Source organism: Candidatus Hydrogenedentota bacterium (assembly GCA_035416745.1).
Lineage (GTDB): Bacteria > Hydrogenedentota > Hydrogenedentia > Hydrogenedentales > SLHB01 > UBA2224.
The window spans coordinates 29,577-52,423 of sequence record DAOLNV010000036.1 but is presented as its reverse complement, the minus strand read 5'-3'; the positions used below and the strand labels follow the sequence as shown (position 1 = coordinate 52,423).

Annotated in this window: 17 protein-coding genes and 1 other RNA gene; 6 read left to right on the top strand and 12 right to left on the bottom strand. The window is 59.5% G+C overall.

Translation table 11 applies throughout. From position 1 onward, the window contains the following. Positions 1-282: 282 nt before the first annotated feature. The 6 genes from mscL to PLJ71_12335 form a co-directional block, all read right to left on the bottom strand. Positions 283-735, bottom strand: a complete 453-nt coding sequence (mscL, locus tag PLJ71_12360) for a large-conductance mechanosensitive channel protein MscL (GenBank protein HQM49471.1) — start codon at positions 733-735, stop codon at positions 283-285. Between the two features lie 340 nt (positions 736-1,075). Further along, on the bottom strand, positions 1,076-1,756 hold the full coding sequence (locus tag PLJ71_12355) for an SPASM domain-containing protein (protein HQM49470.1): 681 nt from the start codon (positions 1,754-1,756) through the stop codon (positions 1,076-1,078). Between the two features lie 770 nt (positions 1,757-2,526). Then, positions 2,527-3,507 carry a PmoA family protein gene (locus tag PLJ71_12350; protein HQM49469.1) on the bottom strand — a complete coding sequence of 327 codons (981 nt, stop codon included), beginning with the start codon at positions 3,505-3,507 and terminating at the stop codon, positions 2,527-2,529. 130 nt (positions 3,508-3,637) lie between these two features. Continuing rightward, positions 3,638-4,762, bottom strand: a complete 1,125-nt coding sequence (locus PLJ71_12345) for a hypothetical protein (GenBank protein ID HQM49468.1) — start codon at positions 4,760-4,762, stop codon at positions 3,638-3,640. Beyond that, a complete protein-coding gene (locus tag PLJ71_12340; GenBank protein HQM49467.1) occupies positions 4,759-6,258 on the bottom strand; it encodes a hypothetical protein in 1,500 nt (499 codons plus the stop codon). Before PLJ71_12340 ends, PLJ71_12345 begins: the two co-directional genes overlap by 4 nt. Positions 6,259-6,555: 297 nt before the next feature. After that, the gene (locus PLJ71_12335) at positions 6,556-7,869 is read right to left on the bottom strand and encodes a hypothetical protein (GenBank protein HQM49466.1); all 1,314 of its coding nucleotides are present in this window, start codon (positions 7,867-7,869) and stop codon (positions 6,556-6,558) included. 424 nt (positions 7,870-8,293) lie between these two features. On the opposite strand from PLJ71_12335, the gene ssrS reads away from it, so the two are divergent. The 6 genes from ssrS to PLJ71_12305 all read left to right on the top strand — a co-directional run bounded on the left by ssrS (position 8,294) and on the right by PLJ71_12305 (position 14,367). Beyond that, positions 8,294-8,479: non-coding RNA, 6S RNA (gene ssrS, locus PLJ71_12330), on the top strand. A 490-nt stretch (positions 8,480-8,969) separates the two neighbouring features. Next, a complete protein-coding gene (pilM, locus tag PLJ71_12325) occupies positions 8,970-10,187 on the top strand; it encodes a type IV pilus assembly protein PilM (GenBank protein ID HQM49465.1) in 1,218 nt (405 codons plus the stop codon). Further along, positions 10,184-10,867, top strand: coding sequence for a hypothetical protein (locus tag PLJ71_12320; protein HQM49464.1), 684 nt, complete (start codon positions 10,184-10,186; stop codon positions 10,865-10,867). Before pilM ends, PLJ71_12320 begins: the two co-directional genes overlap by 4 nt. Then, positions 10,864-11,439: a type 4a pilus biogenesis protein PilO gene (pilO, locus tag PLJ71_12315; protein ID HQM49463.1), complete on the top strand. Its 576-nt coding sequence runs from the start codon at positions 10,864-10,866 to the stop codon at positions 11,437-11,439. Before PLJ71_12320 ends, pilO begins: the two co-directional genes overlap by 4 nt. Further along, positions 11,436-12,089: a hypothetical protein gene (locus PLJ71_12310; protein ID HQM49462.1), complete on the top strand. Its 654-nt coding sequence runs from the start codon at positions 11,436-11,438 to the stop codon at positions 12,087-12,089. The genes pilO and PLJ71_12310 overlap by 4 nt, the downstream gene beginning before the upstream one ends. 4 nt (positions 12,090-12,093) lie before the next feature. Next, positions 12,094-14,367, top strand: a complete 2,274-nt coding sequence (locus PLJ71_12305; GenBank protein HQM49461.1) for a secretin N-terminal domain-containing protein — start codon at positions 12,094-12,096, stop codon at positions 14,365-14,367. A gap of 170 nt (positions 14,368-14,537) precedes the next feature. Here PLJ71_12305 and PLJ71_12300 read toward each other — a convergent pair whose 3' ends face one another. The 6 genes from PLJ71_12300 to nagB all read right to left on the bottom strand — a co-directional run bounded on the left by PLJ71_12300 (position 14,538) and on the right by nagB (position 22,640). Continuing rightward, entirely contained in the window at positions 14,538-17,600 is a 3,063-nt protein-coding gene (locus PLJ71_12300; protein HQM49460.1) for a DNA polymerase III subunit alpha, read from the bottom strand. A gap of 184 nt (positions 17,601-17,784) precedes the next feature. Beyond that, a complete protein-coding gene (dinB, locus tag PLJ71_12295) occupies positions 17,785-18,987 on the bottom strand; it encodes a DNA polymerase IV (GenBank protein HQM49459.1) in 1,203 nt (400 codons plus the stop codon). A 320-nt stretch (positions 18,988-19,307) separates the two neighbouring features. Next, positions 19,308-20,210: a VIT1/CCC1 family protein gene (locus PLJ71_12290; GenBank protein ID HQM49458.1), complete on the bottom strand. Its 903-nt coding sequence runs from the start codon at positions 20,208-20,210 to the stop codon at positions 19,308-19,310. Between the two features lie 91 nt (positions 20,211-20,301). Beyond that, entirely contained in the window at positions 20,302-20,784 is a 483-nt protein-coding gene (locus PLJ71_12285; GenBank protein ID HQM49457.1) for a hypothetical protein, read from the bottom strand. Between the two features lie 8 nt (positions 20,785-20,792). Beyond that, on the bottom strand, positions 20,793-21,725 hold the full coding sequence (locus tag PLJ71_12280) for a response regulator (protein HQM49456.1): 933 nt from the start codon (positions 21,723-21,725) through the stop codon (positions 20,793-20,795). Between the two features lie 129 nt (positions 21,726-21,854). Beyond that, on the bottom strand, positions 21,855-22,640 hold the full coding sequence (nagB, locus tag PLJ71_12275; protein HQM49455.1) for a glucosamine-6-phosphate deaminase: 786 nt from the start codon (positions 22,638-22,640) through the stop codon (positions 21,855-21,857). Positions 22,641-22,847: the final 207 nt, after the last annotated feature.

The window sequence follows — 22,847 nt, the reverse complement described above, 5'->3', positions numbered from 1 at the left end:
TATCCTTGAAAAGCGCCTTCCAGTTGCCGCCCAGCATGGCGGAATAAAGCGCGAAGTTTAGTGGCGCGGTCGAGAGACCCAGCCGCGGCGGGGAGGAACAATCCCGACGTCCGAGGCAAGGCCGGACGTTGCTTGTACCGCCGACGCAGAAAAGAAAAGCCTTGCCCCGCGTTTGATCTCAGCTGTCGCATTCCTGTTGCTCGGACGTTTCTCTCCCCCGCGGCCGATGCCTGAGCGGAAAGGGCGACGGCCGCGCAGATCAGCGGACGCGTTCCGCGGGTCTTACTTGGCCCCCAGTTCCGAGGTGCAGTGTGCGCACCGGACCGCCTTGACGGGGATGGCCGACAGGCAGTATGGGCAATCCTTCGTTGTCGGTTCGGCGGCGGGTTCTTCTTTCCGGCGCAGTTTGTTCATGGCTTTCACCACCATGAACAGCGCAAACGCAACAATCAGGAAGCTGATTACGGCGTTCGCAAAGAGGCCGTAGTTGAGCGTGACGGCGCCGGCCGTCTTCGCGGCGCCCAGCGAGAGGTATGGACCCGAAGTGGTTCCTTCTTTTATGACCAGGAAGAAGTCGGAGAAATCCACCCCGCCCAGCACCCACCCGATGGGCGGCATCAGAACGTCGTCCACCAGGCTCTTCACAATCGTGCCGAACGCACCACCGATGACAATACCTACCGCCATATCCACCACGTTTCCACGCAATGCGAACTCTTTGAATTCCTTGAACATGATTATCTTGTCCTTTCTCCCTGATCAGGGCGCCAGAGGCCGAGCCAGATAGATATTCAGTGTGTCACAGGATAGCCGGAACTGCAATGGAACTGGGCTGCTTTTCAAGGCAGTCGGACACGACAAGGTGTAAGGGAAACCCCGTAAGGAGAATCCTCGCGGCAATATCGGGCAGTGTCTCACAGGCGGGCGCCGGCCTATACGCCTGGGAATGGGGTTCTGCGGCGCTTCCAAGCGTTTTGCATCGATCTATAAGGAGAGGGAATTCCGCGGGGGGGGAAGATGAGATCCGGCAAGCTTTGCAGGTGGGCACTCTTAGGAGGAGATGGCGAGACCAGAGCTACTTTCCGTTAACCTTCGGTTTCGCGCCGCGTTCCCGCCCCTTGGATTTATCCAGCATCTGCTTCATCAGAGGCGGACATCCGTTACATCGCCGTTTCTCCGCCGCTTCTTCACGCGGGATCGTACGAGGGATGCTCTCGTCGTTCATGACCGCGTCCAATTCCTTCTCGAAGCAATGCCCCATGGCGTATCTTGTATCGCCGTAGACGTACGCGCAGGCATACATCTTGCCATTGGGCCCGATGCAGGCCATATTCTTGGGAATCACGCAATTCCCCTTCAGGACTTCGCGGCCGTCGCAATCCGCCCCGCACACTTGGACGCCTCTTGGGCCCGTCGCCGGCATCTTGGGGCTGATCTCAGCGTCAATGAACAACGCGAACAGGCGGGAATCAAGGCTTGTCAGCTTCTCCATTTCACCGGCTGTGAGAGGCTTGTCATACACGTGCAATCCTACGAACATTTCGTGGGTTTCTTGGGCCCAGGAACACATGGCCAGGATTTCCGGATGCTTGTCAATACCCTCCCCGGTACTGATGACCAGGCACCCCGTTCCCAACGCCGCCGATTCGTCCAGAATGCTGAGCCACTCGTCGGTGGCGAGGGTGGTTTCACGTGGCGGCACACCGTGTAAAGAATCCGCCGATAACGGGGTAACGTAAATCCAGAGATACTGCATGCACTCAGTCTTCCGCCCGTTACTTCGAGCTTGAGCTATTGATTTCACTTCCCTGGCGATATTCTGAGGCAGCGCGAACGGATTTTGTTTGTCGTGAATGAAATTCCAACGTTTTCTGGATGCCACCGGATTACCTCGCTCTTGCTCGATACTTCAAGTCTGAATCAAATTGGCAGGACTTCACATTGGGCCCTCTTTTTCCGCTTCTTAAACATGCGCACCTGTCCGCACTGCCCCCCCCAGGCACGCCATTCACGAAACGAACTGATTCTCTGACCAAATGTCATCGTCCTTAGGAATAACAAAACGCTTCCCGACTTCATTTCCCAAAAACACGACTATTCACACGATTGCACGCTTAGTAAACGCCCCGGAAAGATGAAATGATTCCCCCGTCTTGATTTGCCTGGTTTCAAACTCATGCCCAAGTTCCAACCACAATAGATGTTACATCGTAGGAAAGCGCCATGCGCTTTGTCAAACTTCCGGAACAAACGCATGTTCCCGATTTCTGAGGGGTCTGGCGGGGTGGGCGGATATATCGGGAACCGCCAAGCCGAATACTGGAAGCGTGAACGGGAGAGAACAAACAGCCTATGCTCAAAGCGCCTATCGGTCCTGGACCATGCAAGCGCAATCGCCATATCTCATTGCCGGACTTTATATTATGCCCACCCTGCGCTTGCTCGCCCAATCCCCCGACCGACTCGGTAATCCGACCTCGCTGAGGAGATGCGGCCCACAGGCTGGGCGAGAGGATGCCTTACGCCCTACTTGACTTTTTCTGTGTACTCCGCAAAGCGTTGAGCTACCTTTCCGAATGCTGCATTGCCGCGGTGCACGTACATGCGGTAACGAAGTTCGAGGCTCTCGCCGGGATTCAGCGTCAGTGTCTCGTTGTGCGGATAGGACGCCCCCAGGAACCCGTAATGCCGGAACAACCAGCCCTTATGCGGATAGCCCGGGTTAGCGGGATGTTGGAAGATTGCCACGCCTGAGACCGAGCCATCGGGCTCAGCAATCGAGCTACAATCCGCCCACGGAGTATCGTATTCCGTTTGGTCCTGGTCCTTTTCGATGGCGCCCCGGGCGGTAGTGAACTGCATGGGTTTCCGCGCCTTGTCCGGCCGGTAACAGAATCCCCCATAGCCTTTGTTGTCGGTGGCCGCGCCGCGAATCGTTACGACCTCGCCGCAGACGTTGATGAATTTGAGATGGAAATCGATTGCGCGGCCCAATTCGTCGGAGGGATACACGATAAACTGGATGTGTTCGCGCACTTTTGGCTTCGGATCATCGTCAAATACCCAAACGTTTTCCACGGCCACCGTGGCGGCGTCGCTGGTTGCCTTGCGCGTGATCCACTCATCGAAGACCTGTCTGACACCATCGATCTCCCACACATTCATGGGACGCTCGCCCGCGGTGCAGTTGGGCCAGGTCCAGAAGACCCCGCGATGATGGTAGTGGTCGTCCGGGAAGTCCTGGGTCAGGATATCGCCGTCAAGACCGTACAAGGGGTGAATGTAACTCATGCGCCAGAACTTCTCTGGAGCGCCCTGGGGCGGGTCCACGCGCGTATAGCGATACTCCAGGACCGGCTTGCCGTTCTCGAGCAGGGTTAACGATTTGCCGTTGTCTTCGAACAGAAACCTTTCACCCAAAGCGTTGACCGGCCTCCCCGGAGTGGTCTGGCACGATACCGCCAACAACATTGCCAAGCACACTGTCATTCCACTTATGGTTCTCATTCTTCGCCACCTCCTGATACCCCCGAGACACGATAGTTCAGCATACGCGGACCGCGGCAATATAAGCCCGTTTGCCTTGAGAGAAACGCCGACATCGCGCATAACAAAAGGGTCCGTCGATAATTCGCGGTCACCAGTCGCGCCACACGTCCTCGGCCGCTTTGCGGAGGCTTGCGGCCGTCCAGGCCGTGTTGGCCGGGTCGGGGACCGCGCCGCCGCCCGGAGAACTGAGCAGAAACAGCAGTTGCCTGGATTCGCCGGGTTGAAGTTCGAGAGCGTAACGCAGCGTTCCTCCCTTGTACAGCGACTGGTCACGCTCGCCGCCGGCATCGACATAGTACTCGGCCTTATCGTTCAGTTTTCCGGTAAGCACGTCGCCATCGCTGATCACAAGGCCGGAGTCGAACACCCAGATCACGTTGAGGATGGTGTTCTTGTCGCTTGCGGCGGGGTGCGGGTCGACGGTGACTTCGAGGCGCCCGTCCTTGTTCGCATCAATGGCGTCAAAAGCAATGCAGCCGGGCACGTGTTGCCCCCATTCGGCGACGGGATCGAGCTCCCGTTCCGGCGCGCCTTCGACGCGCAACACCACGGGCCGCTGGCCCGCAACCTGCCAATGGCTCTCGCATAGACCCAACACAACTTTCCGCCGTCCCCCCGGCTCGAGACGGAACTTGTACGTGATGGGAATGCCGCCCATGCCCGCGCGGATGTTTTTGAACGCGGGATCGCAGTCGGTGCTGGGTTTCGCCCACCCCGGAAGCGAGCTTGGGCCGCCGGTACAACCCCACTCGCGCTCTTCGCGGACCGGCTCGACCCCGAGCGGCAGCGCGACGACCGGACGTCCCTCCGCGGCGCCGGTTCGCTCGCCGAGACCAACGGTCTCCGGCATTTGTACCTCGAGCAACGTTCTTGCCGCCGCGGCGCCCGTGTTCGAGACAGCGGCCGACAACACGTCCACCCCGCCCGGCCAAATAGGCGCGCGGTAGGCGGTTTCCTCAAGCACAATGTCTCCCGCGCGTTTCGTCGTGACGGCCGTCGGCACGGGTCTTTCTTCGAAGCGCTGTTCCGCGACGGTCATGCCCGCCGGTTCAAGCACCGCCAGTGCCACCGTGCCCCACAGCTCCTCAATCGCCCCGTTCGCGGCAATTTTCGAGGGCGGAAATCCCGGCGACGACAACGTTCGCGCGGACTCATCGGCTGCGAGCGCGGTCACGGCCAGAGCCAACAGCGCCAAAGCCGCCTTCGTTTTCATGAGATAGCCTCCCGGGGTCCCCGCTCGGGCGAGTTGCTCACCTTAATGCCGTACATCTGGCAAAACGCCTCGACATCGCGCCGGTGGTTGCCGTAAAACACGACCTGATGAAATCCCATTACGTCGCGGGCATCTTCCATACGATCCATGGCGACCTCGACACTCGTGCGGCACCCGCCGGCCGGCGGCGTCTGCACGTTGCCCACGACCTTGCCCGTATCCAGAATCAGCGAATTCGGATCCTGGAACCGCACGAGTGTCACCGGCTGGCCTTCCTTCCACAAGACCTGCGTAGCCACCCCAATGTCCGATTCCGAGTGGGACCGCAAGATCACCGGCTCGGGCGGCTCGGTAAAACCGTTGAGTTTTGTGCCGCAGGTGCAATGGGCGGCAACCAACACGTTCTTGTAGGTCTCGGCCACGGGGTCCTGCATGAATCCTGGCTTGTCGAACAGATAGCTCACGAACATCAACGAAACCGCCGCGAACAGGTCCGCCTCGCAGCCATAAGTGACGCCGTGATCCTGGAAGATCGTCGCGGCCATGCACGGCGGCGTCGGGACGACCTTCGACTGCACCATGCCCAGACAGTCCGTGGTGATGGCGTTCGATGCTTCGTCCTTGACCAGGCGTTTGGCGGTCAGGAACGACCGGGCCGCATTCACGCAATCCTCGCTGGACGGTTCGACCGTCTTTTCGGCCACGCGTTGCATTTCGCGCGCGATGTCGCGGGCTTCGTCCGTGGCCGGCATGGCCTCGAACATTTCATGCATTGCCGGGCGCGGCACGTAACGCACCTTGGTGCCCAAGCGCTCCAATACCGTCTCCTTGCGCTCCTCTCCCCGCACCACTAGGATGCGTGACTCTTGCATCTGCTTCATGGCCCGAATCATGCGGAAGGCCTGCTCGACCGGTTCGAGGCACAGCGACGAGATCACATGCACCTTGGGTCGGCGCGAAATCTCGAGCGTATGCCCCGTGAACGACATTCCGATAGGCGCGAAAACGATCGTAGGTAACCCCGCCTGCGCGATCGCGTCAGCCCATTTCCAATAACTCAAGTGCTGGATGTGCACAAGCACCGCGTCGGGTTGCTCGGTCTGGATGCGGTTGACGAACGCGGCGACCGCATCGTCGCTCTCGAGAGGCGGGTTCGTCATCTCGAACCCGACGCCCACATGATTCGCGATTTCCCCAAAACTGCGCTCGTACTCTTCCCGGTGCCCTTCGAGGTCGTAAGCCGTGCCCGGCCACCCCAGCCAGTACGGCGGCGTCGCGCGGACCACCGCGCCAAGAATCCGCACCGCCGGTTTGGGGCGGAGCGCCGCCAGCTCGACGTATTCGCCAAGTTCAGGGGGAGTTTTTGCCCCTTGCGCCGACGCCAACATCGGGGCCACTACACCGGCCCCCGCCGCAGCGCCCAAAAAACACCGGCGGGACATCGAACAACAGCTGCATTGCCCCGAGCGCGTGTGATGGCCATGGTCTGTGCGCATGATGGCAGCCCTCCTCTTGGTTTCGCCGCTGGCGCTATTGTAAACGCGAGCCCGTGAAAAGGAAACCGGCAAAGAAACAGGATACCAGGACCCAAAAGACGCAAACGACACAAGGGACGCAGCTGGACCTTCGGCTGCGCTTCAGCGGGAAAAGACATCGGCTCCCTGGTCCGACTACCTCGGAAACCGCCCCATACCAGCGGGTAGGCGTTGCCATAACGCAGACTTTGGCCCCTCTGCCACAATGTCCGCGAGTTTTCACTGCAAGACTCAGGTTCCAGAGGTAAGACTGCGCCGTCACGGTTTTTGCGGCGCCTCGGCGAAAAAGCGTTTGTGAGAACCGCCGAGGGGCTTCGCGTGCATATTGATGGAAGCGAACGTAATGCCCACGAGAACCAAGGCTACGCATGCAGCGATGACGAGCCAGCGTATCCCACTTTCCGGACGCTCCATTACCGTGTCGTGCCGCTCTTTTTGCCCAACGGCAAACCACATCGCCACAAGCACCGCCAAAATGGGCACGTACATGGTGTGCGAAACGCCGAAATCAATGTGCCTGTAGAACAACCCCCCGGTGATGTACGAGAAGATGGTATACAAACCCAGATAACCGAGGAACATCCCCGGAACTACGGCGGCGGTTAACGTCTTTTTTCGTTCCCCGTACCGGCGCCATGAAAGCAGTTCGCCGGCCGCCAGCAGACCTGCCAGCACCCACGCAAGCACCTGCTGGGTGATTACAAACCGCGATACATCCGCGACCTCGAGAGACTTGCCCAGACTTGACAGCGTATCGACGCGCACCGCCTTGATGTGGTTGACAAAGGGTATGGCGATGAAGAGAAAAAGCAACGCAAGCCGGTTGGCGGGAATCGATGGCGCGACGGGATCCGGCCACTTGCGGCTCACGACGGCATAGGCCATTCCGAGACCGCCGCAGAAACCCAGCGTGAACTCCATCACGTTCCACCAGTTGTACGGAATCTCGCACGACGAGCCTATCACCTGCAGGAAATTGCCGAGAGCGAACCCGAGCCCGCCGCCCAACGCACTATACGCGCCCACGCGCAACGCCCGGCCGTACCCTTCACGGTACAAGTACCAGGCAAGGGCGGACGACGCCCCGAAACACGCTGCCCAGAGTTCTGAGCGCGGCGGCGTCATGTACCATTCGAATTGGTAAATGAGAAGCCCCCAGGCAATCCAGGCCCCAGCGACCATCTCCGCCGTTAACGAACCCCATTTCGGCTTATGTTCTTCGGTGGACTCGAGGCCGAGACCGAAAAGTCCCCCGCCCAGGAACCCATAGAGCCCGCCGATCACCACCAGCATTGAAAAACCGTAAATGACATTGATGAAATCGTTGCCCCGGCAATAGCCGATGACGATCCCGTAGCTCATTATTCCCCCGGCGCCCCATCCAATGGCGCACAGCGCAGCCAATACAGGGGTGCGGCGCATATAGCGCGGGTCGCGCATCGCGACAAGCAGGGCAAGGCCTCCTACGCCGCCGGCCCACGAGGCCCCCCACTCGTGCCCAAAGTGCCCGCGAATCGCCCAGGCCAAACCCAACGCCAAGGCGGTAAACAACATCACGTAGATCTTTCGCATTGACACCCTCTCACGCGATATGCTCACCCCGCTCTGCAAGAGCGCGGAGTGTTGGCTCCCTCAAATCGCCGCCGAGATCGGGTCCCTGCGGACTCGCAGTTCGCCTCTTTCGACGTTTCAAACGTTTCCGTGCCCCCTGCAGCCCCTCCGGCAAAGGACTGTTCCCCACGACACGATATGGTGTTTCTCACAGAACGGAATAATATCGGGTTTGATGCCTCAGCGCAACGTCGTGAGGCGTTTCCCCCCTATCTGGGAAGTGGCATCGATGCAATCGACCTGGCTCCGAGTCGCTTCGGGCAGCTGTCGCACTCTTCCCTGCAGCGAACACAGTCACGGAATCCCACAGGTCCTGGCGGCGGCACAGAATCACTGGCGGCGTTGCCTGCAACCCGCTCCATCTGGTAAACTGATGCGTACACGGTTTTCCCTGCCGTGTTCGAGGGACAGGGCAAAAATTGTACCTTAGAAATTGAATCGGGAGCCCGATATCTGCGTAGCTGACGACATGCCCCCTCGTCGGGGAAGCCGGAAGGCTACCGTGAGGGCACCCACTTCGTGGGTTAGGTTCAATTTTTCTGCCCCATCTACGGCACAGTGCGGGGAAGCACCAAGGCGGGATTCTTCGGAATCCCGCTTTTTCCGTTCTCGTCCCCGACTCCCTCTCTCTCCGGGCCAAACAGTCCAGATGGTATCCTAAGGTATCGCTGGACCCCATATATTGTCATATTGCCGAAAATCAGGCGCTCGGACAGTAACTTGCCGGTTCTGTGAGGTTTTTGGGGCATATTAGTCAACAGTTAACTCATGAAATTAGGCGTTTTTAGGGTGTTTCTACCCCGAAACATCCTTATCGGCACGCCATTTGCATAGGGTGTGAGCACAACATTTGGTTGGAGTGCGCCGTGATGGACGGGCCTGACCACAACAGAAACCTACCAGGATTATGTGTTGACAAGGTTTCGCATTTTTGGTATTGTTAAGTTTAGGAAGAAGCGGAATGCAGGCCGATGTGTGCTCAGCACACTACATGCCTAGGTTCAGGGGAGCTTGCCGCGGCATTGAGCAGACGGAGGCCTGGAAGGTGGGGTACTACGCCAATGCTGTTTTCCAAGCCGAGTAAAGCCATCGGCGTTGACATTGGTTCCCATTCTGTCAAAGCCGTCCAGATGACAAAATCGGGAGGACGGCTGCGTGTCGACCAAGTAGGGTACGGTTTGGTCGATCGCAACCAAGTCAACGTAGATCCGATTGCAGCACAAGCCGCCGCACTTCGTGATGCGCTCCTGCGCATGAATCTGGCACAAAGCCTTCTGGTGGGTTCGCTCCCCGGGCAGAATGTGGTCATTCGCTACCCGCATTTGGCCGACATGCCCGAGAATCAACTTACCGAAGCCATCGAGAACGAAGCCGGGCAGAACATTCCGTACGAACTCTCCGAAGTCTACCTGGACTGGTCTCTCCTTGAGAAGATCTCAGACAACGACGAGACGACGCTGCGCGTCATTCTGGTCGCCGCGAAGCACGAAGTGATTGAATCGCGGATTCAAGTCGCTAAGGCGGCCGAGGTTCAATACACTGTCTTGGGGGTGGATTCGCTGGCGATCGCCGACGCTGCTGAATGCTGCGACTTCCTGCGCGTGGGCGAATCGGTGGCGCTGCTCAATCTGGGCGCTACCACGACAAGCATTCACTTCATCAAGGATGGCTTATCGAATTTCATCCGCGATGTCAGTTGGGGTGCACGCGAGTTGATCCAGGCGATTGCCAAGAGCCGCCGCTGCGAATATGCCGAAGCCGAGAAGATCCTGGCTGCCGCGAATCTCTTGGCGCCCCCTGCTCCCCCAACAGAACGCGAAGGTGTACAGGCTCCCGCGCCGGACTTGGGCGCGAGTTCCTATCTCAACCCGCTTGAAGAGGAACTCGGCGATTTCGGCGGCAGGCCGTCTTCCTCGCCCGTGCCCCCGCACGGAGGAATTGGCCGGACGGACGCGCCGAAAGATAAGGACCTGCGCGAGGTGCTCAGTTCACCATTGGCGCGGCTCGTAACGGAGATTCGGCGCTCATTCGATTATTACGAACAGCAACTCTATGAAAAGCCGGTCGAACGGCTGCTTCTGAGTGGAGGCGTCGCCCAGTTGCCCGGCTTGCCGGAGGCCCTTGCCGAAGAACTGGGCCTCGATAACGTTGAGGTCGCTGACCCAACCGCGAGCGCGCTTATCCTGCGCAACGACGCGGCCGTTGCCGAGATGCGCAAACGGCCTGCCCAATTCGTGGTTGCGGTCGGCCTGGCTGCACGGGGAGCCGCGGAACTATGATTACGATAAACCTACTCCCGAAACACCTGCGGCCCGTCAAACGGACCCCCATCCCCCATATCCTCAGCATCCTGGCGCTACTGGCGGCCATCGCAGGCATGGTAGTCGTTTTCGGCGCGGTCCACGCCCAAGTGCTCGTCGTACGCAACCAGTTAGAGGGGCCTGGGGGCGTTCAAGAACAATTGGCCGGCCTCAAGAACGTCGTCGATGAATATAATCAGCTCCTGTCGGACAAGACGAAGCTGGCCAGCAAGATCAAAGCCATCGAGGAAATTACGAGCGACCGGATCATCTGGTCGCGTCAGCTATACAACCTCAACCGTCTGGCCCCCGACAACCTGTGGTACACCGAAATCATGGTGACCAGCAAGAAAGTCGAGAAACTGGTTCCCCTCGTTGGGCAGGACGGCAAGGTCGTGATGGATCCCGCTACCAACAAACCCCGCATGAACAAGACCAACGTCGACGTCCCGGTGCTCCGTGTCAAGGGCTATGTCATCGAAACTCCCGACGGACGCCTGGATACCGGTTCGTTTGCGCGCGCAGCCGAGAAAGACGAGGAATTCTCATCCTTGTTCCAGTTTGAGCCCCCGCGTGTTGTGGATACCGAGTACGAGGGCTATCGGGTTCGCGAATTCACCTTCGAGTTCGTCATCCGGAAGGGAGGCGAATCAACATGATCGATTTTCTAAAAGGAACCGTGACCCCGAAAGACTGGGCGTTTGTGGGAGTCGTTCTGGGCTTGACGTTCATGTTGTGCGCGGTTTTCTATCTCTTCCTGTACCAACCCGAACTGCAGCGCTTGGACACCACCAGGAACGAGTTGGCCAACGCACAGGAAGAATTGAGAAAGGCGCAGCAGCTCGCCGCTGACATCGGCAAACTGCGCGAAAAAACCGCCGAGATCAGGGAATTGGTGAGCGATTTCGAGGAACGGCTCCCCTCCGAGCGGGAGATTGCCACGCTGCTCACGCAATTCGAAGACATTGCGGACGACGTCGGGGGGTTGGACGTGGAAATGCGCGCCCAGACTCCCCGGCCGGAAGGCGCCAAGCTGACCATCCCCTACCGCATCGCGGTGCGTGGCAGTTTCCACGATATCGCCGAGTTCATCAATCGGTTGGAGCGGTTCAAACGGTATCTTAAAATCTCCGACCTGCAAATAGGAAAACAAGAAGACGGGGTGTCTGAAGCCGAATTTACCCTGAGCACCTATACCTTCGTGGAGAACGGCACGGGGAGCGCGGCGTGAACAAGAACATCACAAAAATCGTCCTGCTGGTGATCTTCTTACTGATCCTGGTCTACGTCCTGTACACGCGGGTGTTCACAAAATCGCAAGCAGAGAAAGACTTTGAGGCGAATTTGCGTAATCGTCCGAGTGGCCAGGCCTCAACGCCGGCCGGGGGTCCGCCCGCGGCTGAGGCAACCCCCAAGACCGGCGGCGCAGCCACCCAGCCGCCCGTCGCGAGCGAAGGCGAAGTCAACCTCAAGGAGCTTGCCGCGGGGATTAAGGAAGTCGGTTTCGACTACGATGCCGTCCGCAAGAAGGAACAGCTTCGGAACCCGATGTCCCCGTTGGTTGGGCCCTATGTTGCCCCTGCGGTACTGGCGTCCGCAGAGGGAGGGCCGGCAGCCAGCGCCACCGATGAAGCGACTATTTCCGCGATTCGCCGCAATCTGCTGCTGTCGGGGATCGTGTGGCACGCCACCGCGCCGATCGCCATCATCAACAACGAGCCGATCGCTCAAGGATATACCTTCCCTGGCGAAATGTTCCGCACCGCGCGCTCGCAAACGGGCGTCCTCGATGGTCAAGTCTCCCTGGAACGGATTACGAAAAACAGCGTGATTCTGAAATACAAAGACTCGGAAATCACCCTGGAGCTGAAGGAGCGGTAAGGTGATGTCTCGAAAAACCTATATCATGTCGGTGGCGGTCTGCGCAGTTGTGCTCCTGACGGTATTCGCGGCGTCTATCGAAGCCGTCGAAGACCAGAGAGCCCCTAATGAAGCACAATCCTACGAGGGGTGTGCCGCCGGCATTTCAGACGGCGGCACGTGTGTTCGCACGGCCGAGAGCCTTGTCGCCTCGATCCTGGAATTGCCCGAGGCAGAACCTGTCGAAGAGGCGCCCGTCCTGATAGAAGCGCCCGCTCTTCCGACAGAGACCGTGACGCAATCTCCTGAGGTGGAGATTATCACGCTTACCCATCTCTCGGACTCGCCTTGCGAGCCCGAGCAATTGGACGAGACAAGCACACCTTACTACGAAGCAACTCCCGCGCCCGTGCATTTCGCCGAAGCGGCCATGGCACAGGTGAAAGCGGTTCCGGTCAAGCTCGAAGGGCTCCCGATGATTCGTCTGGCCGCCCCGGAAAAAGCGGCGGAAGGGGAAAAAGCTGAGGAAGCCCCGGCCGAAGAGCCCGCCGAGGCAGCTGCCGCCGAGACTCCGGCTGCCGCCCCCGAGACACCGGCCGCGCCTGAACCCGCCCCTCAGCCGCCTGCTCCGCCAGCGCCGCGCGAGGCCAAACCCGAGATGAAGCCCGTGACGCGCACCGCAAAGCCGTTGCCCGTTCCCGAAGAGGGCGCTACCCTCACCCCTGCGGTAGAGAAGGCTTCCATTGCCGCGCCGCAGGTTAAAGGCGACCCCCTGAGGCAGCTTGTCTCGATTGAGTTCCGTGAAATGGACCTCAGTAATGTCGTGGCGCTTCTGGCACAACGCGCCGACATAAACGTGATCGCAGGCACCGATATTACCGGCACCGTGACCGCAAGCCTCAAGAATATTCCGCTCATGGAAGCGATGGAAATCGTCCTGGGCATGAATGGCCTGGGCATCATAAAAGAAGGGTCCATCTATCGCATTGTGCCCATCGAGGAAGCGATTGCCGCCAAACGTACCACCAAGCTCGTGGTCCTCGAGAAGGCCCGGGCTGAAGAGGTCAAGAAGACCCTCGATGCCATTGTTCTCGGTTACCCCGATTCTCAATCCATCTCCGTGGCAGACAACGCCAGCACCAATGTCATCGTCTTGGCCGGTCCGGTCGAGCGCATACAAGAACTCGAGCAAATCGTCAAGCAATTGGACCTCGCCGAGGCCGTCATTCCAACCGTGACGCGCGCCATCAAACTCAATTACGCCGAACCCGAGGGTATCAGCCCGGTAATCGAGGGCATGCTCACCAAGGAGATCGGCATGGTCGAGCAAGATACCCGGGGACGGCATGTCGTGGTAACCGACACGCCCGTTGTTGTGGCGCAGATCGAGGAATTGATCAAAGAACTCGACATCCCGGTCAAACAGGTATCGATCGACGCCATGATCGTCGACGCGGTGATGCGTGATGCCTCCCAGACCGGTGTTGACTGGGTCATGCAGCATATCCCCGACGTCAACCGCCGCGGCGAAGTCATCGGGAACCTGCAAGAGCTGGCGCTCGACGCGACCATGGGCAATATCGGCACCGACCTCCTGGACGCCGGGGTGCTCTCGATCGGCACTCTCAGCAGCGAGTGGGATTTCCGTGCCGACATCGCCGCCGAGGTGCAAAGCCGCAACGCCGAGATCTTGGCCAATCCTGTAGTCGTTACTATCGAGAACAAGATTGCTGAGATCAGCATCGTCCAGGAATACCCCTACCAGGAATTGACGCAAACCACCCAGGGGCCGCCCGTGGCCACGACGGAGTTCAAGCCCATCGGCGTCCAGCTCGAGGTAACGCCCCGCGTAACCCACAATAACGATATTGTCGTGGAAATCAAGGCCAAGCAGAGTTCCATCAGCGGCCTCTCCGAAACCGGCGTACCCATTGAAGACAAACGCGAAGCTTCCACGACGCTCTTAACGGGCAACGGACGCACCATCTTCATCGGCGGCTTGCGCAACGTTTCGGACCGGCTTAACGTCAGTAAGCTCCCCGTACTGGGAGATATCCCCATCGCCAACTTCCTTTTCCGCCAGAACGACATCGAGAAAGTCAATACCGAGCTGCTGGTCTTCATGACCTGCAACGTCGTCGAGAAGGATTTGCCCGAGCTGAGCCCCGAGCAGCGTGCGCGCCACGACAAACTCGACACCGTTCCCGAGGTTCCGGATTCGCAAAGGACACTGTTCCGCACGATGACGCACCCCGAAGAAATGCGCGACCCCGCGTGGAAGTGGCGTCGCAAGAAGTAAGCAATCGGCCAATCCCTTGCACGGCCGCAAGCCCCCAGCGCTTGCGGCCGTTTCCATTTTCGCCGAAACCCGCTGTGCCCGCCCCAACATAACATGCGGCCGAACAGGAACAAACTCAGTGCTTTCTCCGACTATGCGCGAGCTCGCAGAAGACGGCGGGTGCTCCTCCCCTATTCCCCCTGCGCGCCGGGGAAAATCCAGTGTTTGGGCGGGGTAATGTCGGAAGCGCCTGGCGATTTGGGCCTGACGTCCACCCGTTCGAGCTCCTCGACGATCACCGAACAATAATTGTCATCGTCCTGAACCTTGCCCAAGACAAAATACGGACCGTGGGAATCGAGGAGATGCCCGTAACGCTGGTAGGTCTCTGAAAACAGGACGGCTTCGAACACGCCTTTGGGGTCTTCGAAGGTGCAGAACTTCATGCAACCGCGCCCCTTGAGCCCCACCCGGCGCTCGGCGATGAGCCACCCGACCAGCATCACGACGCGGTCCACGTAGCGCGGCAGGTCCGTGCTGCTCACGAGGGCGCGTTCCTGAAACAGCGGCGCGTAATACTCGAGGGGATGGGTCGACACAACCAGGCCAAGGGCCTCCCATTCCTGATCCGTGCGTTTCTTGCGTGAGATGTCGGGCAACCGGGGTACGGTGCGGTACTCGCCCCCATGTTCGCGAAACAAGCGGTCCGCGTTGACAGGCGCCTCCTCGCGCTTGCCCTGCGCGAGGAGATGCAACTCCCAGAACAGGGCGGGCCGCGTCCGGCCGAATGCGTCGAACGCGCCGGCCTGAATCAAGGCCTCGGCCTCGGGACGCGTCATGCCAGTACGGGCCCACACGTCCCCAAGGCTCTCGAAGGGACGCTCCGTGCGCGCGGCGAGAATGGCCTCGACGGTTCCATGAGCAAGTTGACGCACCTCGACAAACCCCACGCGGATAGTATCGCCTTCGGCAGCGTACTCGAAACGGCTTTTGTTGATGTCGGGCGGGCGCACCTCGATGCCCAGCCGTTTGGCCTCTTCCACATAGACCGCGGGATGGTAAAAGCCGCCGCGGTTCGACAGCACGCAGGCCATGAACTCGGCCGGGAAATGGGCCTTCAGATACGTGCACTGGTAGGAGATTTCGCCATAGGTCGACGCATGAGCTTTGCAATACGAATACGCGGCGAAATTGGCAATAAGCCCCCAGATTTCTTCCGCGACACTCTCCTCGACCCCATTCGCGACAGCCTTCTCGATGAAGGTCTTCATGCTCCTGGCCATTTCACGAGGCGAGCGGTCCTTGGTCATGGCGCGGCGCAACATGTCGCCCTCAGCCAGGTCCATCCCCGCGATAACATTGGCGACCTTGAGGATGTCCTCCTGATAAAGCATCACGCCATAGGTGTCGCCGAGCACGCGTTCGAGCGAGGGGTGCAGATATTCGGTGGGCTCTTTGCCCAGATGGCGCGCGATAAACCGCTTTTTCATGCCGCTGCCAGAGGGGCCGGGCCGGACCAGCGACAAGGTCTTGATAAGCATGTCGGTATTGTCGGCCAGCGTATTGCGCAGGAGGGTGCGCATGGCGGGCGATTCGATCTGGAAACAGCCGATGGTGCGCCCGTTCCGGATCAGTTCCGCCGTAATCGGGTCGGGCTCCGGGAGGGCCTCGACGTCTATCCGGATGCCCCGGTTATCCCACACCTGTTGAACCGTCTCGTCGATCACCGTGAGCGAACGGTGTCCCAGGAGGTCCATTTTAACCAGGCCGAGGTCCTCGATGGAGTGCATATCGTACTGGGCAACCACAAACCCTTTGGCGGCGCGTTGAAGCGGCACAAACCGGGTAAGCGGCTCGGGAGCGATCACAAGCCCGCAGGGATGCAAGGAGATGTGGCGCGGATACTGATCGACGGCTTCGGCGACCGCCACGATAGAGCGCAAAGGCTCCTCGTGAATGGGCAGCTCGCGGCACTCGGGCAGGTGTTGCACAACAGTCTTGATATCGCCCGCGTGATAATGGGGCAAGCGGCGCGTCACCTCCCCTATCTCGCCGCTGGTGAGACCCATGGCTTTGGCGACTTCACGCACGGAGGAACGGGCCTGGAACGTGTTGAACGTAGCGATCATGGCGACGTGTTCAGCCCCGTACCGCTCGTATACATAGTCCACTACCTGGTCGCGGCGGCGCCAGCAGATGTCGAGATCGATATCGGGACAGTCGCTGCGCGACGGGTTCAGGAACCGCTCGAAATACAGGTCGTACTTGAAAGGATCGACACGGGTAATGCCCAAGGCATACGCCACGAGGCTGTTTGCGGCGGAGCCGCGCCCCACGATGGGGATATCGCGAGCGCGAGCGAAGGTGACAACGTCCCACACGATGATGAAATAGGGGGCGAACCCGAGGCGCTCGATAATGTCCAGTTCATGATTCAGCCGCTCGATGACCCGCCGGGTCAGCGGCCGGTACCGGCGTTTCACCCCCTCGAATGCGAGTTTCCACAGATGCGAAAACGGCGTCTCTCCCTCAGGCAAGTCGAAACCAGGAAACAGGGGCATGCCGAGCGAAAGTTCGAGATTACATTCCTCCGCCACCCACTCGGCATTGCGCAGAGCGCCGGGCCAATCGGCGTAGAGGCGGCGCATCTCTTCCGGCGGCCGGAACCAGCACGCGGCGTCCGCGACATCGCCTTCTTCCAACGTATCGATGGTAGCATTGCGGCGTATAGCCGACAGTACCCGGTGCACACGGTAGTCTTCGGACCGCAGAAAATACACCGGATTCACGGCGACGCAACGCAACCCGAGTTCAGAGCCCAGCTCGTACTGGAGGGTGGCCCGGTAGCGCGAGACGGCGTCGCCATGATTGGTCAGGACCACCAGAGGCTCCAAACCGTTGCGATAGAGACGCTGAATACGGCCGGCGTCCCCGGAGAGCACAAATACCCGGTCGCATTCGTTCAATTGGGCGACAAGGTCGAAGGCATCATCAAGATGATACGCGGTCACGAGACGGCAGAGCTGGGCATAACCCTCTCTGTCGCGGGCCAGCAAAACGACATTGTCGAGATTCACCCCGATAATAGGTTTGATGCCGGCGGCACGGGCGGCCTGGTAAAACGGCACCGCCCCATACAAACCTCCGGTGTCGGTGAGAGCCAACGCCGGCAGTCCGTACGACGCGGCCCGCTCAACCAGCCGGCCGAGCGGTGCCGTCCCTTCCAGCATCGAGTAATTGCTATGTACATGCAACGGAATCAACGCGACAAAAACCTGATTTAAATGCCCGGAACAAGCACTTCTCGCTCCTTGCGCCGCCCGCTCGCGTCACGCTCCCGGCTAAAACGAAAAACCTTGGGGACAGCCCCGTCCTCGTCCGCCTGCGGCGTCCTCGCTTGGCGCAGTCCCGTTTTTCCGTCTGTTTCGCAGCCTTGGGTTATCGTGAAAGCGACGGCGTAGCGAGTTCGACATGACGTCCAAGTTCCATCGATTTGCCGAACCGGATGAATTCGAACCCATGCCGTGCGCGAATGGCATCGACGCTGTGCATAACCCGCTGCCACTTCTCCGGCCGTTCGCCGTCGAACAGCTGCAACTGGTGCTGGTTGTAGGTCAACGACGTAAGAGCAACGCCGGCCAGCCGCACCCGGGCGCGGCGCTGGCGGGCTTTAGGCAGCAGTTCGTCGAGGGCCTTGCCGACATCCCGGTCCAGATACGTGGATTCAGGCAGCGTTTTGGCGAAGGTATACGTCGAGAAATCGCAGTACCGCACCTTGAGGGTTACGCACCTCGCCTCCATGCCGTTTTCACGCAACGCATGGGTGCAGCGTTCCGACAAATAGGCCACAATGTGTTCGATACGTTCCCAATCGAGCAAGTCCTCTTCGAAAGTCGTCTCGCGGCTGATTGATTTGGGCCGCGAATACGGTTGAACCGGCGTGGTGGATTCGCCCCGGGCTGCACGCTGAAGAGCATATCCCATGGGCCCGAAAGCCTGAACTAACACCATCACCGGCACGTCGGCGAGACATCCCACCGTCATAATGCCAAGCCTTTCAAGGACTTCGCGTGTTCGAGGCCCGGCCCCCGGCAATTTTGCCAACGGGAGCGGCCGTAGAAAGTCACGCACCCCTCCCGTGCCTATCCTGAGATATCCGTCGGGCTTGCCTTCATCCGAAGCAATCTTGGCCACCAGTTTGTTTGGCGCGATGGCGATGGTAGATGGCAGCCGGGTTTCCTCACGAATGGATTCTTTGATATAGCGGGCAATGGCATCGTCACCACCGAAAAGCCGCTGGGAACCCGTTACATCGACATAGGCCTCGTCGATGGAAGCCATTTCAACACAAGGAGATACCCTATCGAGGATAGCGCGGATCTTCTCGGAGGCTTCACGGTAATGCTCGAAATGACCGCGAATGAAAATGCCGTGAGGACACCTGCGTACGGCCTCTACCAGGGGCATGGCCGAGCGAATGCCGTATTTCCGCGCTTCGTAAGACGCCGTGCTCACCACGCCCCGCTTGTCGGTCTTTAACCCCCCGACAATCAAGGGCTTACCGGCTAGCCCCGGGTTGAGCACCTGCTCGACCGAGGCAAAAAAGGCATCCATATCGATATGTAGAATATGGCGTTCCATGGCATGAACCTAAAATTATTTTCAGTAAAAGTCTACCACGGAACATACCACGAGTCAATCAATTTTCAACCCGAATGTCCGCCGGCAGGACACGTGCCGCCGATGAATTCAGGCCAGCCCCTTCCGCCCCCCTGACGGCTCCGGATGATGGGGGATGTCCCCGTGACCTGCCCTCTTCCACCTGGAGAAGGAGTGAATCTGACTCTCGGGCCAGGAACCCTGAATAGAGGCGAGGCGGCGAGCCAGGCCCCCGGAACGGGATGCCCCGCGCAGGCGTGTCCACAACGTCCGCCAGGTCCACCGGCTCGAAGCAGCCGCCCCTACAGGTCGATCCCGAAAGCCTGCCGCAACACAAAACCGATCCCGAAGCTGACAATGGACACCCCGAGACACAGGCCGGCCATTTCCAGGAAACGATGTTTGAAAGGCATATCGCGGACAACAGCAAGGTAGTACGTGAACACCACGATGATAAGAATGGCGAAAAACAGCGTGGCCGCCAGGGACGCGAGGGGATTGGCAAGCAACAGATAAGACGCCACAAGAAGAGCGACTGTCACGATATAAGCGATGCCCGTGTAGACCGCCGCTTTCAAGGGCGAGTGGCCCTCCTTTTCTTCGGCCTTCCTCGACAAATACTCCGAAGCGGCCATCGACATCGCGGCCGCGATGCCGGTAATCAGCCCGATCAGCGCGATGAGCCGGCTGTTGGCCAGCGCCAGGGTCAGCCCGGCCAGAGCGCCCGTCAACTCGACCAGCGCATCGCTCAGCCCAAGCACGATGGAGCCGATATACTGCAACCACTCCTCATCGAGAATAGCCAGCAGTCTCCGCTCGTGCTCTTCCTCCTCCTCAAGCACGCGTTTCGCCTCAGGGATGATGCCGGCGACTGCCTCGTAGTTGAGCTGCGCGGATTCCTCTCCCCGTTCCATCAGTTTGACGGCAAATGTCAGGCCCAGCAGCCGCGCCATCAGGGGATACAGCGTGATTTGCAGCCGGCTCGGGTTCGCGGGGACCCCCGTATACCCTTGCCAGAAGTCGTGGTGGTTGCGTTCCTCTTCGGCTATCCGCTGCAGGACGTCGCGATTATGGGTATCCGTCTGGCGTTGGGCGAGACGCTTGTAGACATGGTATTCCGTGATTTCATTCCGTTGCATGGCCAGCAGTTGGCGGCGCAGCTCCGGCGTCGGTTCCGGCGAGCCGGGAGTCATCCCGTCAGACATGACATGCGCCTCCAGATGATGCCTGCGTGCATGGCCCGGCCAACAGGGCCGGTTTCAGACGGGCCCTGAAAACCCGCGGCGCAGGCGGCTGTCAGTTCTCCGCGCTCTCCCACCGGCCGTCTTCGGACAGCACAATGCGCCGCTCCCCGTAGAACGGGTAACGGACAACCACCCACTGAGGAGGGTGTTCGAGGGATGTGGAAAAGCGGTACGTGATTTGGCTTCCCTCTCGAATGGCAGCCTCGTCCCTGAACGTCTCGCCGTCGGGAAGCTGCACCAGTATAGGAATGGCAACATCGCGCTTGGCCCACGGTCCTGTCAGAGAAAACGAGATCTGCAACACCCCCGACGCCCATTGGAGCCGGGTCAGGCGGCCTTCCCACTCGGCCACCGGCGCGGCGCCGAGCTGGGCCTTCAAATCTTCATCGTAATTGCCCCAGGCGGGTTGGCTTGCTCGTACCCGGCGCGCCAGTTCCTCATCGGAAAGCGGCGCGCGCACCGGAAGAACCAACAACAGCGCTAGCAATACCCCGGCAAGGAAAAGGCTGGCTTTCAAGACGCGCGGCGCGCGCATTGCGCCTCCTAACGATCGGTCTGCCGTCGATCGGCGAACATCGCGCTTTTGTTCACCGGCCTGGCCATCTGGCGGGTTTGCGCGAGAACCTCAAAAACCTTCTTCGCGCTCTTGTACTGTCGAAACTGGTTGTGGGCAATGCCGATAGACAACATCATCAGAGGATATCTCCCGGTCTTGCCCCGCCGGTCGGTAGCCATGATAAATCCCTGCTGCACCTGCTCGGGCGTGTACAGTTCCTTCACCTTCTGATCGAACATCTCCATGAGCGTATTGCAGAAACGCTCGTAGTCCTCGAGATTCAGCATCACCACGAAATGTTCGCCGCCAAGATGGGCCGTGTAACTCTCATAGACGCCCATTTGACGCGTGAGCATATTGAGCATGTTGGCCATAAAGGCCAGGGCGCGGGTCTGGCCCGTGACTCCCGTCACCGCGCAGTAGGGCTTGAAACCGACCATATCGATATAGCAACAGGCGATCGCCATCCCGCGAGCGAGACGATGGTTGATTTCGCGTTTGACCGCCTCGGTGCCGGGCAATCCCGTGGCCGAGTGCCGCTGCTTCGCCGAATCCAGCAACGCCTCCAATGACACAATCTTGTCCATGAGATGATCAAGTTTGAAGGGCTTGGATAAATAGTCGTCCGCCCCCTGCTCGAGGCCGTGAAGGACTTCCGGCTCTTCCCCGAGCGCCGTAAGGATGAGAATGCCCACTTGATACAATTCAGGGTCTTTACGCAGACGCCTGCAGATGCGGTAGCCTGTCTCCCCCGGCAACATGATGTCCAAGACAACCAAGTCCGGCTTCACCTGCTTGGCCATCTCAAACGCACCATCGCCCGAGTGGATCACGGAGACTTCGTGCCCTTCCGCCGCGAGTTTGGTGCGAATGAGCTGGGCAAGATCGACGTCATCATCGACGAGCATGATATGACTCATGAAACACCCTTTCGTATACCGTGCGTTTTGCCAACGAGCCAGATCATAGTATGCCACAATTGCGCAGCGCAAGGCCGCTGCTCTGCGCGCAAGCGATTTGCCTTCACCCGCGGACCGCGCCGCCGTCCGTCAGTGATACTGCTGCCAATCCGGTTCATTCTCGAAGATCCACCGGTAGTAGTCCTGGTTCTGAAGGAGCGAGCCGGCCTCCGCGTCCACGATCACGGTACAATTCGGGTGCAACTGGAGGGCCGTGGCCGAAATCATGGCGGTGACGGGGCCCTCGACGGCCTTGGCAATCACTTCGGCCTTTTCTTTGCCGGTGGCGAGCAGGATACAACGGCGGCATTCCAGGATGGTGCCGACCCCCATGGTTATCGCGCGGCGCGGCATGGGAGTCTCTCCCGTGAAAAGGGGGGCGTTTTGCGCGACCGTTTCAGGCGAGAGGGCTTTCGGGCGCGTGCGAGACCGCATGGCGGAAAGCGGTTCGTTGAAACCGATATGCCCCGTGCGGCCAATCCCCAGCAACTGAAGGTCAATGCCGTTGCAGTCTACGATCTTTTCCTCGTAGTTCCGGCACTCGGCTTCGATGTCTTCGGCCATCCCGTCGGGCAAATGCGTGTTTCGCAGGTCAATGTTCACCCGGTGAAACAAGTGCCTGTTCATGTAGAAGCGGTAGGAATTGGGGTCCTCGGGCGGCAAACCCACGTATTCATCGAGGTTGAACGTCCGGGCCAGCGAAAAATCCAGCCCGTCATCCTCATACATGGCCACGAGCAGTTGGTACACCGATTCCATCGTGCGGCCGGTGGCCAGCCCGAGTACCAGATTGGGTTTCTTCACCAGCGCCCGCGCAATCAGGGACGCCGTCAGCGAAACCGCCTTTTCCCGTGTGTCGCGAATGATAACTTCCACGACAACAACCCTCCTCACATGCGTCTTGCCTCTTCCGGCGCGCTTCCTGGCCGTTGAGCAAGCCCCGTAAAAAACGGGAGACACGCCGGACCCGGATTATCCTGTTACCATGTGCTCAAGCAGAATCTTGATTCCTATGACAATCAGTATCGCGCCGCCCAGCGCCTCGACGCGTTTGCCGAAGCGGAGACCCAGGCGCGCTCCGAA